The sequence below is a fragment of the Paraglaciecola arctica BSs20135 genome, assembly GCF_000314995.1.
In the GTDB taxonomy this organism is placed as follows: domain Bacteria; phylum Pseudomonadota; class Gammaproteobacteria; order Enterobacterales; family Alteromonadaceae; genus Paraglaciecola; species Paraglaciecola arctica.
Window position 1 is genome coordinate 358,770 of sequence record NZ_BAEO01000062.1, and the last position, 18,233, is coordinate 377,002.

Annotated in this window: 13 protein-coding genes and 2 pseudogenes; 6 read left to right on the forward strand and 9 right to left on the reverse strand. The window is 39.3% G+C overall.

The window, feature by feature from the left end:
- Position 1 precedes the first annotated feature (1 nt).
- From GARC_RS21865 to GARC_RS21875, 3 genes are all read left to right on the forward strand, one after another.
- Positions 2-1,189, forward strand: a complete 1,188-nt coding sequence (locus tag GARC_RS21865) for an ABC transporter permease (protein WP_007624575.1) — start codon at positions 2-4, stop codon at positions 1,187-1,189.
- A gap of 182 nt (positions 1,190-1,371) precedes the next feature.
- The gene (locus tag GARC_RS21870; protein ID WP_007624577.1) at positions 1,372-2,607 is read left to right on the forward strand and encodes a serine hydrolase domain-containing protein; all 1,236 of its coding nucleotides are present in this window, start codon (positions 1,372-1,374) and stop codon (positions 2,605-2,607) included.
- A 234-nt stretch (positions 2,608-2,841) separates the two neighbouring features.
- A complete protein-coding gene (locus GARC_RS21875) occupies positions 2,842-5,004 on the forward strand; it encodes a S9 family peptidase (protein WP_007624579.1) in 2,163 nt (720 codons plus the stop codon).
- Between the two features lie 385 nt (positions 5,005-5,389).
- Here the strand turns inward: GARC_RS21875 and GARC_RS26535 are convergent.
- The 3 genes and pseudogenes from GARC_RS26535 to rfbB form a co-directional block, all read right to left on the reverse strand.
- Positions 5,390-5,560, reverse strand: a pseudogene (locus GARC_RS26535) (dTDP-4-dehydrorhamnose 3,5-epimerase family protein); the annotation flags it as partial.
- The gene (gene rfbA / locus GARC_RS21885; protein WP_007624583.1) at positions 5,547-6,428 is read right to left on the reverse strand and encodes a glucose-1-phosphate thymidylyltransferase RfbA; all 882 of its coding nucleotides are present in this window, start codon (positions 6,426-6,428) and stop codon (positions 5,547-5,549) included. The gene rfbA and the pseudogene GARC_RS26535, both read right to left, overlap by 14 nt.
- A gap of 137 nt (positions 6,429-6,565) precedes the next feature.
- Entirely contained in the window at positions 6,566-7,648 is a 1,083-nt protein-coding gene (gene rfbB / locus GARC_RS21890; protein ID WP_007624585.1) for a dTDP-glucose 4,6-dehydratase, read from the reverse strand.
- 338 nt (positions 7,649-7,986) lie between these two features.
- On the opposite strand from rfbB, the gene GARC_RS21895 reads away from it, so the two are divergent.
- Positions 7,987-10,311: a zinc-dependent metalloprotease gene (locus GARC_RS21895; RefSeq protein WP_007624587.1), complete on the forward strand. Its 2,325-nt coding sequence runs from the start codon at positions 7,987-7,989 to the stop codon at positions 10,309-10,311.
- 147 nt (positions 10,312-10,458) lie between these two features.
- Here the strand turns inward: GARC_RS21895 and GARC_RS21900 are convergent.
- From GARC_RS21900 to GARC_RS21920, 5 genes and pseudogenes are all read right to left on the reverse strand, one after another.
- Positions 10,459-11,890: pseudogene (locus GARC_RS21900) on the reverse strand (TonB-dependent receptor).
- Positions 11,891-12,463: 573 nt separating this feature from the next.
- On the reverse strand, positions 12,464-13,042 hold the full coding sequence (locus GARC_RS21905) for a hypothetical protein (RefSeq protein WP_007624589.1): 579 nt from the start codon (positions 13,040-13,042) through the stop codon (positions 12,464-12,466).
- Positions 13,035-13,613 (reverse strand): sigma-70 family RNA polymerase sigma factor, encoded by a 579-nt coding sequence (locus GARC_RS21910; RefSeq protein WP_007624590.1) that lies wholly within the window; start codon positions 13,611-13,613, stop codon positions 13,035-13,037. The genes GARC_RS21905 and GARC_RS21910 overlap by 8 nt, the downstream gene beginning before the upstream one ends.
- Before the next feature lie 95 nt (positions 13,614-13,708).
- Complete coding sequence (locus GARC_RS21915; RefSeq protein WP_007624591.1) at positions 13,709-14,347, reverse strand: energy transducer TonB; 639 nt, start codon at positions 14,345-14,347, stop codon at positions 13,709-13,711.
- A gap of 274 nt (positions 14,348-14,621) precedes the next feature.
- On the reverse strand, positions 14,622-15,299 hold the full coding sequence (locus GARC_RS21920; RefSeq protein WP_226989272.1) for a DUF2989 domain-containing protein: 678 nt from the start codon (positions 15,297-15,299) through the stop codon (positions 14,622-14,624).
- A gap of 248 nt (positions 15,300-15,547) precedes the next feature.
- On the opposite strand from GARC_RS21920, the gene GARC_RS21925 reads away from it, so the two are divergent.
- Complete coding sequence (locus GARC_RS21925; protein WP_007624594.1) at positions 15,548-16,396, forward strand: hypothetical protein; 849 nt, start codon at positions 15,548-15,550, stop codon at positions 16,394-16,396.
- 75 nt (positions 16,397-16,471) lie between these two features.
- On the opposite strand, the gene GARC_RS26095 is transcribed toward GARC_RS21925, so the two are convergent.
- Positions 16,472-16,942: a hypothetical protein gene (locus GARC_RS26095; RefSeq protein ID WP_007624596.1), complete on the reverse strand. Its 471-nt coding sequence runs from the start codon at positions 16,940-16,942 to the stop codon at positions 16,472-16,474.
- 456 nt (positions 16,943-17,398) lie between these two features.
- Between GARC_RS26095 and GARC_RS21935 the strand changes: the two genes are divergently transcribed.
- Complete coding sequence (locus tag GARC_RS21935; RefSeq protein WP_007624600.1) at positions 17,399-18,055, forward strand: Qnr family pentapeptide repeat protein; 657 nt, start codon at positions 17,399-17,401, stop codon at positions 18,053-18,055.
- The last annotated feature ends 178 nt before the right edge of the window (positions 18,056-18,233 follow it).

An 18,233-nucleotide genomic window follows, 5' to 3' on the forward strand; every position in this document is an offset into this window, starting at 1 on the left:
TATGAGTAATATTATGTCGCAAAGTACTGCCGTTATAGTGATGAATATTCGCAGTTTGCCTAGACGTTTGTGGATGTCATTGGCGATGGTTTTTGCTAGTGCCGTAGTAGTGGCCATATTGTTGGCCTTTCTGGCTATGGCAAAAGGTTTTGAAGCCACTATGCAAAGTGCCGGGTCGGATGATATCGCTTTTTTTATGCGCACAGGTTCGGCCGCTGAATTAAATAGTTCTGCCTCAAAAGAGCAAGTTAACTTAATCGAAAACGCGCCGGGTATTATCAAAGATGAGCAGGGGCAACTGGTCTCTCCTGAGTTATATGTAATTGTAGATGGCGTTAAAAAAAGCACCCAGCAAGAAGCTAATATTCCCCTAAGAGGTTTAAGTCAGCGGGGCGTGGATATGCGTAAAGGCTTCACCCTTATGGCGGGTCGAATGTTTACTCCGGGTACAGATGAGTTGATAGTTGGCGCGGGTATATTGCGCGAGTTTGATGGCTTTGATCTTGGTCAGGAAATTCATTTTGGGAAATATACATGGAAAGTTGTAGGGGTGTTTTCAACGGGCGGTAATGTGTTTGAAAGTGAGTTGTGGGCCGATGCTAAAGTGATTCAAAATTTGTATAATCGTGGTAGTTCCTATCAAACCGTGCGGGCTAGAATAGGTTCTCCAGATGATATAGCGGCAATTAATGACTATTTAAAATCAGAGCCTAGACTGACTCACGAGGTGCAAACTGAATCCGCTTATTTTGCCACCCAAGGTAAAAGTTTAGAGTATATGGCGATATTTGGTTGGGTGATTAGCTCCATAATGGCGCTGGGAGCCTTAGCGGGGGCGCTCAACACTATGTATACTTCCGTATCCGATAGAGCTATGGAAATCGCGACTTTACGAGCCATTGGTTTTAGTTCTATGTCGGCCTTTATTGGCACTATGGTAGAGGCCATGACCTTAGCGGTGCTTGGTAGTTTAGTGGGAGCATTGGTGGCATTTATCTTTTTTGATGGCCTCAATGCGTCCACCTTAGGCGGCAGTTTTACTCAAGTGGTATTTAGCTTTCAGTTGACTTCGGACTTGTTTGTTAAAGGTATTACTATGGCACTAGTCATTGGTTTTATCAGTGGTGTATTTCCCGCTTGGCGCGCTGCAAGGGTGCCAGTGATAGTGGCGTTCCAATCTGCTAGGTAAATATCTCAGATTAATCTAAACCTAAACCTTGTCCTATTAAGAAGTCGAGTAGTCAATACTCGGTTTTTTTTGCTTTTGTGCAGATAGAAAATGAATAGATATTAGTTGGATTTCTGTAAGCGTCTCATTTAAGGTGCTGACTTAATCTGTATATTTAGTGGTATTCAAATGGAATTTAAAAAATGAAAAAAACACTCAGTTTGAAAGGTATAGGCCTTGGCTTTTTAATTGTGATCTTAGTGTTGTTGGTAGTCTACCAAAAAAACCTCACACGCTTGTATACCGCAGTGACCTTATACGATAAAGATAAAATCGCTAATAACTTTTTGACTATGTATGAGTCTTTTAACGCAACTGTTATTCCTGCCAGTTCACAACCTTTGCCATTCCCCGTTGACCCCCAACCTTTACCTGAGTTATTTGACTACGAAAAACAGCCTATGACTTTAACAACTTTCCTCGAAGATACACAAACAACGGGGTTGTTAGTGTTAAAAGATGGCAATATTGTCTATGAAAATTATTGGTTTGGCCATGCCAGAGATAAGCAGCATATTTCATTTTCTATGGCTAAGTCCTTTGTCTCAGCCTTAATGGGTATTGCAATCGAAGAGGGCTTTGTGACTAGCATCGAAGAGGCCGTTACTGATTATGTACCAGAATTAGTGGGCAGTGGTTATGAAGGCGTACGCATAAAAGACGTATTACAAATGTCTTCTGGCGTGGGCTTTAATGAAGATTATGGTGACTTTAATTCTGACATTAATCGATTTTCTAGGGCTACAGCCTTTGGCACTTCTTTAGATGATTTTTCAGCTTCATTAGTTCGAGAAAGAGAGCCAGGCACTTATCACCATTATGTGAGTATCGATACTCAGGTGTTGGGTATGGTGTTAACCCGTGCTACGGGGCAAAGTTTAAGCCATTATTTGTCTGAAAAAATCTGGCAACCGTTAGGCATGGAATATAAAGCTTTTTGGTTAGCCGATGATGATGGCATGGAGTTAGCGTTGGGTGGGCTTAATGTGTCTTTACGTGACTACGCTAAGTTAGGTTGGCTTTACCTTAACCAAGGTACTTGGACTGACAACCTCAACCATACTCAGCAAATAGTGCCCAAACAATGGGTTATTGATTCAACTAGAGCCGATGCCCCACATTTGGTTGCAGGCGAAAATAACCCAGCATCATCATCTTCGTTTGGCTATGGGTATCAATGGTGGCTGCCACTTGGTGCTGAAGACGAATTTGCCGCTCAAGGTATTTATGACCAATATATCTATATCGACCCAGATCAAAAACTGGTTATAGTTAAAAACTCAGCCAACTATAGATACACGGATAAAAGTTTAAACTGGAAAGCCAAACATTATGCGATGTTTCGTGCCATCAGTGAGCATTTTTCTAATAAACAGTAGACAATAAAAAAATTAAAAAATTTGAACCTCAGAGGGCACAGAGTTCACGGAGGAAAGATAAAAATAGGTTTGCTTAAGATTAAATGCTTTATAGTTTATTTTTTACCATTAAGTATGTCGCTTTTCTCTGTGCAGCGAAGCCTTCTTTTCCTCTGTAGTAAGATATCTTTGTCTTTTGCCCTAACGCTATTTATCTATCGTTTAGTCACCGATACTGTTGATAGGAGTATGTATATGTCGTTATATTTTAATTTATGTGTAGGAATAATTATATTGTCTTTGTTATCCAGTTGCAGCAGTCAAAAAAAGTCTGAATCATTTTCTCGTTTATCTCAGTTAGAGGAAATTGCACCTCAAGCAGAATCTAAAACCTATCAAGCGGAATATCACGGTTTGACCTTAACCGATGATTATCATTGGCTTAGAGATCAGGATTATCCAGAGGTAAACGACAACCCCGTGCTGGATTACCTCAAGGCTGAAAACGACTATTATGCAAAGTTTTTGACACCCCACAAAAGTTTGGTTGATACCTTGTTCGAGGAATTTAAAGGTCGAGTTGATGAAACCGATACTTCTGTTCCTTGGCAAAAAAATGGCTATGAATATCGCTGGTATTTTAAACCTGGTAATGAATATAAAACTTGGGTTAGACGCAAGTTAGATAGTGATGTTGAGCAAGTTTTTATGGATGAAAACCTGTTAGCTCAAGGCCATGAATACTTCTCTTTGGAGGATTGGGATATTAGCCCGGATAATGTCTATTTGGCATATTCGGTCGACACTGATGGTAGTGAGCGAAACATCATTAAAATCAAAAATTTAATAAACAATGAATATTTTGAAGATGAATTAATTAATACGACAGGCTCTGTGCAGTTTAGCCAAGACAACCAAAGTCTTATTTATTCTTTATTACATAAAGATAAATGGCTGCCATTGAGTGTGAATGTGCATAAGTTGGGTACTCAACAAGATCAAGATAACGTGTTAGTAAGCGAACTTGATGAGTCGTTTTATTTAGGATTTTATGTTACCAGTAGTGAGCAATATTTAGTCTTGACTACAGGTGATTCTGATAGGACAGAAGTGTCAGTTGCCAGTATGGCTGACTTAAACCAAGCGCCAGAAATGCTGAATACAAGGGAGCAGAATTTTAAGTTAGAAGTGGACCATGGTAATGGTTACTTTTATATGTTGACTAACGATACCCACCTCAACTTTAGAATAGCCAAAACCCAAGAAGGCCAATTAGAATACGATCAATGGCAGACTGTTTTTGCAGGATCAGACAGTCGTTACTTCAAACATATCCAAATATTTAAAGATTTTGTGGCGATTGGCCAGAGTATACAAGGTTTAGAGTCGATCAGTATTTTGCCCAATCAAGGGGCTAGCCATGAAATAGCATTGCCTGAAAAAGTGGCCAGTGTCGGTTTAGGTAATAATCCTGAATTCTCACAACAACAAGTGCGTATTCAATACGAATCAATGATTACACCCGACAGCACCTACGATTACGATGTTTCTAAAAAAACACTAAATTTGCGTAAAGCTAGAAAAATTCCATCTGGTTATGATAAAAGTTTATACACAACCGAGCGTATTATGGCTGATGCCCGTGATGGCGTTAAAGTACCGATCACCCTAGTGTATAAAAAGGGCTTTAAGAAAGACGGCTCTCAGCCTTTATATCTTTATGCCTACGGTGGTTATGGGATCGGCATGGATCCTAGCTTTTCTACTACTCGTTTAAGTTTACTAGACAGAGGTTTTGCTTTTGCCTATGCACACGTCCGTGGCGGCGATGAAATGGGTTATCAATGGTATTTGGACGGCAAATTAGACAAAAGAACTAATACCTTTAATGACTTTGTTGATGTAGCTAAACACTTGATCGATGAGGGATATGTTGCCAAAGGTAACATATCTATTAAAGGAGGCAGTGCTGGTGGCGAACTAATGGGGGCTGTTGTCAATCAAGCTCCAGAGTTATGGCGTTCGGTTACTCTGGCAGTACCTTTTGTTGATGTGCTTAATACTATGCTTGATGGAACCTTACCCCTCACGCCCCCTGAATGGGGTGAATGGGGAAATCCTTTAGTCAGCAAAAAAATATTTGAATACATTCAAAGTTACTCGCCCTATGACAATATTCAAGCCAAAGAATACCCTCCTATGTTAGTAACTGGTGGCTTAAACGATCCACGAGTCACCTATTGGGAGCCAGCAAAATGGACCGCAAAAATGCGTGCAACCAAAACAGACAATAACTTATTGGTGATGCGCATGAATATGGGGGCAGGGCATTTTTCTAATACTGGAAGGTATGGTCGTCTAAAAGACTCTGCCGAAGAATACGCCTTTGCACTCATCGCCCATGGCATAAAACAGTAGGTATTAAAATATGAAAAGATAATTCACCACGGAGGAAAAGGAGGGCACAGAGGAAAAGCAAAAACTATGTGTAGTTTCGGCTAAAATGAAAAACCAAATATCTATTATTTATCGTTTTTCTCTGTGCAGCGAAGCCTTCTTTTTCTCTGTGGTAAGAACGCTTTTTGTGGTTTTATCTACTACTGAAAAGCTTGGCTGTTTAGCTGGGGGGTATTGGCTTGCTGGAATGGCTGAAATTAGGATGCAATGTTTAAGTAGCCCTTTTTCAATGCCAAGTTATTGAAAAGCCACTGAAAGTTATACCAATAAGCAACACCTACATCTGTCCAATAATATACGCCTGATACTAATATTTTCCAGTGAGAATTATTTCTGTGCTACTCGACTAAGGGAATTTCGGAGCGCTTAAAAAGCTTTCACCCACAACATCTTTGGCACACAGTGAAGGCTGTTCGTTATTCACCAGCGGCCAATCTATAGCCAGACTCGGATCATCCCATTTTATAGATATTTCTGATTGAGGATGATAATAGTCGGTGCATTTATTTGTACCCTCCTGCGACTTTTAGCAGGTATTGACCGTAGCCAGTTTTCTGCAGGTTATTGCCTATTTCAATTAATTGGTCGATGCTAATCCAACCTTGGCGATAAGCAATCTCCTCCAAACAAGCCACCTTTAAACCTTGTCGCTTTTCAATTGTTTGCACAAACTGGCCAGCGTCCAATAACGAGTCATGGGTGCCGGTATCTAGCCATGCGAAACCACGTCCCAATAAGGAAACATTCAGCTTGTTTTGTTGCATATAGGCAACATTTAAGTCTGTTATCTCAAGCTCTCCTCGAATATTTGGCCTGATTTGTTTAGCCATTTCCACCACATGGTTGTCATAAAAGTACAAACCGGTAACCGCAAAATTTGATTTTGGGGCACTGGGCTTTTCTTCAATACTGATGGCTTTACCTTGTTGATTAAATTCCACCACTCCAAAACGCTGTGGATCATTCACATGATAACCAAACACAGTTGCACCATTTTTAAGCTGTACTGCGGCTTTGAGCTTGTCAGAAAAATACGGGCCATAAAAAATATTGTCACCTAGAACCAAACTAACATTGTCGTTGCCTATAAAAGATTCGCCTAGAATAAAAGCCTGAGCTAACCCATCAGGACTCGGCTGAATGGTGTAACTAATATTCAGCCCAAAGGCACTACCATCTCCTAATAGTTTTATGAAGTTAGCCTGATCTTCGGGCGTGGTAATAATCAAAATATCCTGAATACCCGCCAACATCAGTACCGATAACGGATAATAAATCATGGGTTTGTCGTAAATAGGCAATAGTTGCTTGGAAGTGCCTTGGGTAATAGGATGTAATCTAGTCCCAGAACCACCCGCTAAAATAATGCCTTTGTACTTAGCCATCTGACTTCCTTAAAAATGTTTATTAAATGCAAAAAATTAAATCTATTAACTATCAAAACTAAAAACCAAGAGCTATTCACTGTCACATATAAGATGTTTCTAACTAATGCGACTTTCTGAAAATTCCTCCATTACAGCTAAGCACCCAAACGGTCAAGTTTATATTCACCTGACAGAACCCGTTTCCACCATTGGTTATTATCCAAATACCATACTACTGTTTTGCGCAGACCTGATTCAAAGGTTTCCTGTGGTGACCAATCAAGCTCATTTTGAATTTTACTCGCGTCTATGGCGTATCGAGCATCATGTCCTGGCCGGTCTTTTACAAAAGTAATTAAATTGCGATAATTTTTGATGTCATTTGGTTTATTGGGAGCCAACTCATCTAATAATTCACATATAGACTCAACAACATCTATATTTCGTTTTTCGTTATGGCCACCAATATTATAGGTTTGTGCCACCTTGCCTGACTTAACTACTGTATACAAAGCTCGTGCATGATCTTCAACGTACAACCAGTCTCTTATTTGGTTACCATCTCCATATACTGGTAGAGGTTTACCAGCAAGGGCATTCAAAATTATATGCGGGACGAGTTTTTCAGGAAAGTGATAGGGACCATAATTGTTCGAGCAATTAGTAATAACTGTAGGAAAATCATAAGTACGCTGCCATGCACGAACGAGATGATCTGAACTGGCTTTACTTGCAGAATAGGGCGAGCTTGGTGCATAGGCAGTGTTTTCTGTAAATAAAGGTAAATCAGCGCCAGTTGGTAACTCATGTGGATGAGGTAAGTCACCATACACTTCATCTGTTGAAATATGATGAAAGATAAAGTTCTGCTTTTTATCAGGCAGTAAGTTGGTCCAATATGCCCGCGCCGCTTCGAGTAATGTATAAGTGCCCACTACGTTAGTTTGGATAAACTCTCCAGGACCATCAATGGAACGGTCTACATGAGATTCCGCGGCTAAATGCATCACCGCATCGGGCTGATGCTGCTCAAAAACGCGATTTACCGCCAATCTGTCACAAATATCCACTTTTTCAAAGATATACCGAGCAGAGTGTAATTCACTGGGGATAGATTCTTCATTGCCTGCATAGGTGAGTTTATCTAGGTTAATGACAACATCATCGGATGTAGTCAGTATATGCCTTACAACTGCACTCCCAATAAAGCCCGCTCCACCTGTTACCAATAACTTCATCTAGACTTTCCGTATATTTTTGTAACACTTCAGTCAGCAAGTCTATAGAACATAAGTGGCTTTGGAAACTTATCTAATTGGGCAACTGTCTTTTAAAAAAAGCAACTGCCTCAAATTCTGATAGAACTAATTCCGTCAATTAGCATAAGTGACAGTTTTATATTTATGGGTTGCCCTTCTTTTTAGAATCAATTCTGGGTAATGTTGCCTATTACCAAATATTATTAAGGAATATAGTTGTGATACGAATCTTTTTACTCTGTCTTTTACTTATCCCCGCGTTGACTTTTGCAACCGACTCTAAGAAACCAACAAGTGTTGCGGATTTCACTGAAAAAATGTCCCATCAAACGGGCTTTTACGATTTTTATTATCAAATCGAACAAGACAAAGTTTTCCTCAAAATTGACAAGTTTGATCAACCTTTTCTGTTTCAAAGTAGTATGCCACAAGGTATTGGTTCGAATGACATAGGTTTAGATCGTGGGCAACTGGGTGATACCCGATTAGTTAAATTCGAGCGTTTTGGCAACAAAGTATTGCTTAAACAGTTGAACACTCAGTATCGCGCTAGTTCATCTAACCTTGCCGAACAAGCGAGTATTGATGAGGCCTTCGCTGACTCAGTGATTGCTGGTTTTACCATAGTTGCCACTGAGGGGGATGTGGTAGTCATCGATTACACCGACTTTTTACTGTCTGATATTCATCAAATTTCTCAAAGTTTAACTAGCACTAAGCAAGGTAGTTACAAGGTTGATCCAACACGTAGCGGGGTGTTTTTAAAGCGTAGTAAGGCATTCCCTAATAATACCGAGTTGGAAGCTTTAGTGACCTTTGGAGGCTCTAAACCTGGGCAGTATGTTAATCAAGTCACTCCCGATCCTATTAGTATTTCGGTACATTTACACCATTCACTTGTGAAGTTACCAGACACGAATTATCAGCCTAGACAATTTGTACCTTTTTCTGGATTTTGGTCGGTGGGTTACCAAGATTATTCTGTGTCGATAGAAGATAGTATGACAAAGCAATTTATACCTCGGCACCGTTTGAGTAAAAAGCAACCCAACTCAAAAATGAGTGAAGCCGTTGCCCCTATTATTTATTACCTTGATCCCGGTATTCCCGAACCCGTAATGAGTGCCCTAAAAGATGGGGCGTCATGGTGGGATCAAGCTTTTAGTGCTATTGGTTACAAAAATGCTTTTCAAGTCAAAGTATTACCTGCAGACGCAGATCCTATGGATATACGTTATAACGTGATCCAGTGGGTACATAGAGCCACACGGGGTTGGTCTTATGGTTCTTCTATTATTGATCCCCGTACTGGCGAAATTATTAAGGGTCATGTCACTTTAGGTTCACTGCGCGTAAAGCAGGATTATTTGATTGCCTTAGGTTTGACTAGTCCGTTTAATGCCGATGGAACCGATAGCCCATCTGATAACCAAGTGGATATATCTAAACAAAAAGAAATGGCACTGGCACGTATCCGTCAACTATCAGCCCATGAAGTAGGGCACACCCTGGGTATCGCTCACAACTTTGCCGCTAGCGAATATGGCCGAGAGTCAGTTATGGATTATCCTCATCCTTTGGTTAGTGTGCACAATGGCAAAATTAGTCTAGATAATGCTTACGACGTGGGCATGGGGCAGTGGGATAAATATGTGGTGGCTTATGGTTATCAAGAATATCCAGATGCTAATACCGAAAAACAGGCGCTAAATCGATTAGTTGTTGATGCTAGAGATAAAGGCTTTAAGTACCAATCCGATCCTGATGCTCGAGGGTCATATGCCGCCAATGGTGAGGGGCATCTTTGGGACAATGGTGCCGACCCTGTCAGTGAGTTAAAGCGTATCAGCGAAGTACGTGAAGTGGCCATGGCTAACTTTGGTCTTAAAACAATTAAAACAGGTGCGACTTTATCTTCATTGGAAGAAACCTTCGCACCTATTTATTTGTTACATCGTTACCAATTAGATGCTGTTGCTAAGTTAATTGGAGGGGTGAGTTACGAGTACGAATTAAAAGGGGATTATTCAACGCCAAAAGGTGTCCATGTTATTTCTGCTGAACAGCAAAAAAGTGCATTAGCTGCAATGCTTAACACTTTGCAAAGTGATTTCCTGAGCATTCCTGGATCATTAACTCAACTTATCACCCCTAAAGCTTATGGTGAAAGTCGTAATCGTGAAAGTTTTAAAGGTCGAACTGGGCATACGTTTGACCCCATCAGCGCGGCAGAATCTGCAGCAGGTTATAGCCTTAACTTATTGTTAAAAGCTGAGCGTCTCAATCGGATTGCTCAACAACAAGAACGTCTCAAGGGTGCACCTGATGTGGCGTATTTATTGACTGAATTGTTTAAGAAATCCATTAAAAATGGTGTCGACAAGGACCACCCACAGCTGAGTAATAGGGTGAACTATTTGGTATTGGACCAAGTGGTAAAAGCGATGCAGCAAGAAAACTTGGCTCCTGAAGTGCGGGGCGAAATTCAATTACAATTGATTGATTTACATAAGTGGTTAAAAAACAAAGGGCGCAATGCACACAACGAAGTGATGGCCCGTCAGCTGGAGCAATACTGGCGTTTAGGAGAGTGGAGATCTCAGTTCAAATTAAAGCCTTTACCTCCAGGGTCGCCAATTTAGGCGCCATAATAGCGGTGCTGGACGGAATGGCTTGGCCGGGTTCAGGTTATTTAGAATAGATTAGTGTTATATACAAAAAAGGTGGGCATAAAATATTAAATTTTATGCCCACCTTTTATTTCCTTAAAATTTTCTTTTTCGTTAGTTTTAACCCCGATAGCCGAAAAACTTATTTTTTATAATTTCTTCTGCTACACCTTCAGGCAAACTTTTTTGCCAATCACCTTTGCCACTAGCCACTTGTTTAAGAAGCTTACGTGAAAAGATATTCAACAACGACGGGTCACTACATTCGATACCATGTAAGAAATCGTTTTCTAACAGATGACGATACAAAAAGCGTAAGTGTTCTGGTACTTTTACATTAGTAAACTCACTGATTTGGCCATCTTCGTCTATTTCTGGATAGATAAACAAACGTGTGTTGTCTGGAAACAGTTTACCAAAAGCTTCTAAAATTCCGCCTTCAACACCTCGATAAAAACTTTCATCAAATATTTGTTTAACATTGACCATGCCCAACACTATGCCAATTTGTAATTGGGTAAACTGACGGAAATAAGCTCTGAGTGAGAAATAACGAGTGTAATCCGAGACCATCACGTTGTAACCAAGAGAGTTGAGCAGATGTACTCTTGCAACTATGTCACTTTCTGGCACTTTAGCATCGTTGCCGTGTGCGTCATTCAGAGATATTTCTGCGATGGCAATGGTATTTTCCGGATCAACTCCAGGTAAGGTTGAAAATGATTGTTGACCTTGCTCAATCATATCCACATTTAATTTGGTGACTGGGCGGAACGAGCCTCGAATAGTAAGTATATTTTTTTTGTTATAACATCTCAGCAGGAACGCCTACAGTGCCATCAGGTTTAAACATTATGGCACGGGTTTTCCAACTACGAATAAGGTGGATATTTTTGGTTCTATTATCTACATCTTCAAAATAAGGACCATCAAAATCAATTGAATCAATTTCTATACGATTAGCTTTTATGCCATCGGTCAATGAATCAATTATTTGTTTAGGGTTTTCAAAGTAATGGTAGGCTGCATAGATTAAGTTAACACCTAATACCCCCAAAGCTTGTTGTTGAGCTTCGGCATTGTCATCTAACATTCTTACATGCACTGTAATAGTTGATGGTAGAGCTCCAGGGTACATTTGCACTCGTATACCACACCACGCATGGCATTCATTTTTACGGTTAAAGCTTTTGGCTGCCACTGTGGCGGCATAACTAAAGTAACGAGATGACTTAGAACGTGTATCACCAACTCGATCAACTACTAAGTCGAACTCTTGTTCCATCATGGCTTTAACGCGGCCTTTGCTGACATAACGCCTATCTTCTTGCACGCCATAAATAGCATCTGAAAACTTCATATCATAAGCCGACATGGTTTTGGCAATAGTGCCTGCCGCCGCACCCGCCAAAAAGAAATGCCGTGCAACTTCTTGCCCGGCACCAATTTCTACTATGGTCCCGTATTTCTTCTCATCAAGGTTCAGACGTAGTGCTTTTTGAGTTGTGGTACGTGAACTCACATTGTTACGAGGGTCGATATTTTTTTCCATGATGTCTCCAAAAGAAGCGGCAAATGAGTGAATACCACTATTGTAGCCTTTTTTTATCAGAGCATTGATCTAAATTTTTATCTTAGATGCGACTAATTCATTGAATAATATGATGAAAAGGTTAATAGAAAGTTAATTTCTAGGTGTGGTGGATAGTAAAGATAAAAATTCATCACAGAGGAAAATGGGGCACGGAGGAAAGTAGACACTATGAGGCTTAGCTAAAAGTAAAAGCAAAGAAAGCTTCGCACCATCATCCGTTTAACTCCACGTCATTCCCGCGAAGGCGGGAACCCCCAACAACATCTGAGAGATCGATAAAAACCTTGGTTTATCATCTTAAATAATTAGTGAGAATATAACTTTGTTGTTGTTTTTTTATAACATCTCAATTTAAGTTACAGTAGCTATTAGTAGGTTCCCGCCTTCGCGGGAATGACGTGTAATAGCCTGTAAATCCTCACCGTCTGTAATCTGCTATAACCGCTAAGTCGGACAGCGAGCTATGTCTGTCGGGTATTGGCACATTCGAGCTAGTCAGCTTTGCTCTTATCTTTTCTATTCGTTGCTTTTTCAACAGCGTAAATGGTTACCGCTGCGTGTAATCCCGAGGATAATACCTGTTTGGTCGAAGGCTATTTCTACTTCGTCACCACTGATTATTTGACTATCTATTTGTTGAATATTGCTTAGGGCTGAGATCAATTCATTGGATAATTGTAGTACTTCATTTTCGCAATTTTTTAATTGCCAGCCCTCATCCACAAGTTGCAGAACTGCCTTGGTTTTGTGGTGTGCTGCGTAGGTTTTCTGTTGCGCTAAGTAATCATTGTAATGTTTGGCATAACGACTATTGATGCTGTCAGATAAACTTTTAGTATCATTATCCAAAGTATGTAATTGCACAACTTGATAATTTATCTCTGTTGAAACTTGATCGGGCCGTTGAATCAATAACAAACTCATTAGCAGCAAAGTACTGGCAGCAACAGCAACATAACCGATACGCCTAAAAATATACCTAATGCTTTGGTTATCCTGCTGTTTAGCCAATACATGGCGTTTGATTGCAGCCGGGGCAGTGTGTTGACGTTTTCGCTTAGCAAAATGTTGCTCTAGCGCATCATCCGAGTGTTGATTTTGTTTAGTCATTTTGTTCCCCGCAATGTTTGTTTAGCACTTTGCGCATATTGTCTTTGGCGTATCGCAGTCTGCTTTTGATCGTTTCTATTGGGCTATGAGTGATGCTGGCAATGTCTTGTAAAGTAAAGCCCTCTTGCTGCAAACAAAATGCTTCTCTTTGCTCAAATGCCAAGGATAGAAGTGCATAGTCAAATACAGCACTGACGCCTTCATCATCTAGGCTGAATTCTATATTTTGTTCTAAATCTACCAGTTGCTCGATATCATCACCATTATGTTTGTTACGACGAAATTCATCAATTAACTGGTTGCGCGCCAATGTAAATAACCAAGCTTTAAATTGTCCTGAGCGCTGATAAAGATGTTTTTTTTCTATAACTTTCAACCAAGTCTTTTGGCAGATATCTTTCGCTAAAGTAGGGTCAGAAAGTGTGAGTACAAAGTGGTATAAGTCGTTACCACATGTATCGTATAACTTGGAAAGTAACGCTCTGTCACCCGAATGGGCATAACGCAACATCAGGCTTTCATTAGTTGTTCTATCGAATAGTCTTGTTTTTAAGGTCAACGCAAAACTCATAGACGTTCCTTATTAAAATTAGCTTTGCCCACGCATTAAATATAAACAAGTGGGCAGCTTAGATTTATCCTTAATTTCTTAGCACCAAGTTACAGTTAACTAGCCAATTTAAAATCTAGCATGACCATCATGCCATCTTGAGCTTGTGCTTTGCCAGCTTGAATATTCGGTTTATATTTCCATTTTGCCAATGCACGTTTAGCTGCTTGGTTAAACATTCGTTTGGGTTCGGCATCTAGTACTTGAATATTATTGACTGTACCAGATGGGGTAACCGAAAAACTTAGTTTAACCCAACCTTCAATACCGTCTTTGGCGGCCATAGTCGGATATTTAGGTTCCACTCTAACTATGGGTCTAGCATCTCCACCAGGGGAACTAAAGTCCGGTTTTATGTTATTTCTGATATTTGGCGCATTGAAGGTTGACGCGAATAATGTCGTATCTATGCCAATATCAGGGTCTGTATTAATTATCTTAGCAACTAACTTAGGAATTGGCAGGGGAATGGGTTTAGGCTTAATTGTACGTCGCTCAATGGGTGGTTTTTCTTTTATATCTAGCGTTAATGTAATTGTTGGATGTTCAGTTACCTTAGTGACATTGATTTGATCATTCTTAATCAGTTTTTGCATGCCGACAAATAATGCAAAGGTAATCACTATGGCAACTGTAGTTATAGCTATAAACTTATTCAGTTTGAAGTCTGTGGTTAGCGCAGGCAGTGTATGCATAATATTTCTCCGTTGGTTTCATCTGAGTAACGAAACACAAAACTAAAAGGGGGGAAATATTTTTAAAACTTTTGAATTTTATGGGCTAAAGAGCATAGTCTTAATTGGTCAGTTGAAGGCTAAATGATCAATTTTTCAAGGTCTTTCACCCTCAAACCCTTCCAATCAGAATCGAATATGATGCTGTCGACTAGATTTTGAGCGTTTTCTAAGGTCGAATTTTTCATATTTCCATGGAACTTGAAATATTTAGTGTTTATTCCTGGGTTTCGTTTTACATATTCAGTATACAAACCATGCCAGACCGCGGCCTTATAATTATCTTTGTTTTTAAGTAATACAAGATATAAAATTCAAAAATTTCAGGTGCGAGATCGTTTAATAATTCTGTACGATCAAGTATCAAATCAGCAATTTTTCTGGCCTCACCCATACTCCGAGATGCCGCTTCAGCCATCATCACAGTGTAAACGTCCTGATGAACGTTTTCTACCATATCTACGCCATTAACCATAGACTCCCAATAATCAGAATTGCCAGTTTTTTTGTAAAGCCACAGGTTGATCTCAGGCCTTATTCCTTTAGTTTCTTTGACTATTTTATCTTGATATTTTGGGATATTGGCAATAGCTAAAAATCGTGATATTTCATCAGACTTTTGTATAGAGCTTTGTGCTAAAACCACATTCTCTAAGCAGGCCTTGTACTTATCAAGCACGGTTAGGGCTACATATGCATTCTTGACAGTCTTATTGCGACTTTGGTTAACAAGAGCCCGGATGGTATTTGCCCTAGGTAAACTACATAAAGCACCATCGTGTGTTAAATCACATATTTCTTTATGTTTTTGATCAGTACATAACATCACAGCCGAGCCGGTAACTTCTGCGGTTTCATCTTTAGAACATGACATTAAAACTACAAATATAAAGATGAACAGGATGTTACGCATTGTCGTTTTCACAAAGTTGTGATGATTGAGTGTCGGAAGAATAGGCGTTATCCCTGTTCTAAGCAATGGTGAATATGCCCAGTAGCTTCAATTCAATAGCGATGGTATAACGCCAAATTGACAGATTTTGGGGTCACATTGCTGTTGTTTTAGGGATTGTAATGGAGATCTTCTTTAACTAAATAAGTTATTTCTGGTGCGATTATTGCTCTTAAATATACTTCTACAAATGGAAAGAGGTTTTTATTGTGTTAGTGAAAAGTCATGGACAGCCAATTTTAATGGGTAATGAGACGTTACTGGGAACTTCAGGGAAGGAATATCGTTCTTCATTAAACGGAAAAACATTGCCGCAGAGCACCAATACTGAGTTAGGCATGGCTTTTTCCCAATCATTAATGCAAATAACTCAAATACGTCCCTCAGTAACATCAGTTGATGATAATCAAATTACCAAAACTGAAGAGTTGTCTGAAGTCGCTGCTCAAAAAAAATTAGCATCTGCAATGCCTCTTTTAATACAGGCGCTAGAAAAACTGGAGGTCGGAACTACTCAACTTGCTGAAACCTATAATCAGGTGACTATTAACAAAGGTGTGTTAACAAAATCTGATATTCTAAAGTTGGCTGATTTAGAAGAAGAAATAGCGACAACAAGAGCTGAAATTGAACAGATCATGGCGCCCTTAGATAGCAGTGAATTACAAACACAACAATTATCAGCACTGTTGTTACCTGTTTTTGAAAAAATTGATGCGGAATTAGAAACACTGAATGAATTTAATAAAAAAGCGGCGGAACAACTAGATGCAATAGAGGCCAATAACGAAATTGTGACTTTCGATTTTGCTTTTAAATTAAGCCCAGAAAGCTTTGACTTAATTGACCAAGAGAAAAGGTTGCTTCCTTTTAGTTTTGAGGCAGACGATTTAAGGGTCATTAATAATTTTTTATATAAAAACTATAACGATGACAACGTAGTTTCATTACAACAAGGTATTAAAAATACGGCAGAATTTATCGAGTCATTTGAAAAATATCAAAATGTTAGAAAAGAAGCTTATTTTGCCCAAAGGAAATTAAGAATTGATGCCTAAAGAATACTAAGAAAAGTACTTCACCATTAGTTAATTAACGATACTTTTCTCATAAGCTAACTCTTAGAACTCTTCTTATGGAAGAGACTGATTAGCATTGTAGTCAATCCGTACAACACTGTACTGTCTACTATAACTGTTTTGAGACATGACAATCACACCTGTATTTTCATAGAACCAGGATTGTCGACGTCGATCATTTAACCAGCGTCCAGCGAATGGGATCCAACTTTTACCGGTGCGGTAACTGGTTTTTTGGCCGGGTTTACCTAGGATATCTGTTACAGCGTCATCAGACATTCCTATGTTAATTTTGGCAAATATACTATCAGCAGGGATAGGTGCACTGGTATTTTTCGCTTCAGCTTCGGCAATTGCTTTATCTTCTTCTGCTGCTTTAGCTTTTTTCTCTGCTTCTGAGTCCTGAGTTGAACTATTAGATCCTGAATCAGAATTACTGCCAGTTAGTTCGCTAACCTGGGCACAACCAGACATCGCGAGTAGTAGCGTTAGAAATAACGCCGTGTGTAGATGAGTCTTTACCATGTTGTTATTACTCCTTGTTTATTTAAGATGGCGAAATAATCATTCGCCAGATTAGCATCACATAATGGGAGAAATATTGGAAGCCAGATTGCGACTTATACTGCAGGGTCAAGTTATCCCATTACTAGTGATATTAATCCTAGCGTTTAACAGAGGCTTAGTAGCCTGTTCTTAAATGGACGGATATTAGTGTTCACAGTGTTGTAATTTATTCAGTCATTGCCCCTGTGGATATTTGGCACCTAAGTACTTAGGTTTAAACCCCTCAACAACCAACAAAATATTTTATTTGATTAGTGTTGCGATTAGTGAGGTAAACGTCGCTCTGCATGTTGATTTGGGGGCTTAAATGGGCGTTTAAGACGATCTCAACTTGTTGTTTTATATGACTTTGTTTTTGTTGTTACCCAAGCCGTAAATGCTAGTCTTCGGTTTTATCTTTAATCAAGGCGGTTTATGACAAAAAATAATGAAGTGTTTGCTCAAGTTGATTTTTCAAAGCAACAATTGAGCGAGTCAATTTTTAAAAATTGTAAATTTTATAAATGTGATTTTAGTCGCGCTAATTTGAGGGATGCACAGTTTGTTGATTGTATCTTTGTAGAGCAAGGTACTATTGAAGGCTGCCATTTTGATTATTGCGATCTGCGTGATGCATCTTTTAAGAACTGCCAATTGTCCATGTCTAATTTCACAGGTGCGAAATGTTTTGGCATTGAATTTAGAGACTGTGATTTGAAGGGAGCTAATTTCATGCAAGCAAGTTTCTCAAATCAAGTGAGCAGTAGAATGTATTTTTGCTCCGCATATATTACTGGATGTAACTTATCCTACGCAAATTTTGAACGACAATGTTTGGAAAAATGTGACTTATTTGAAAACAAATGGGTTGGTACTAATTTACAAGGTGCATCTTTAAAAGAGTCTGATTTAAGTCGTAGTACATTTTCAGAAGATTGTTGGGGGCAGTTTGCTATGCAAGGCTGTAACTTAAGTCATTCAGAATTGATTGGATTGGATCCTAGAAAAGTTGATCTAAGTGGTGTCAAAATTAATGCCTGGCAACAAGAGCAGTTACTTGAACAACTTGGAGTGATTGTTTTTCCTGATTAAGTTATTGGCATCCTAATTTCTTAATAAAAAGTGTTTCTGTGAAGAGATTGTCAATGACAGCCCTCTATTCCGAGTATTTCTGCTTTTTGCTTGTCGAGCAACTTTGGTATTGGTTGATGCTGGAAAAAAAAAGCCCTGTTGATTTAACAGGGCTAGGAGTTTGACATCATTTATTTTT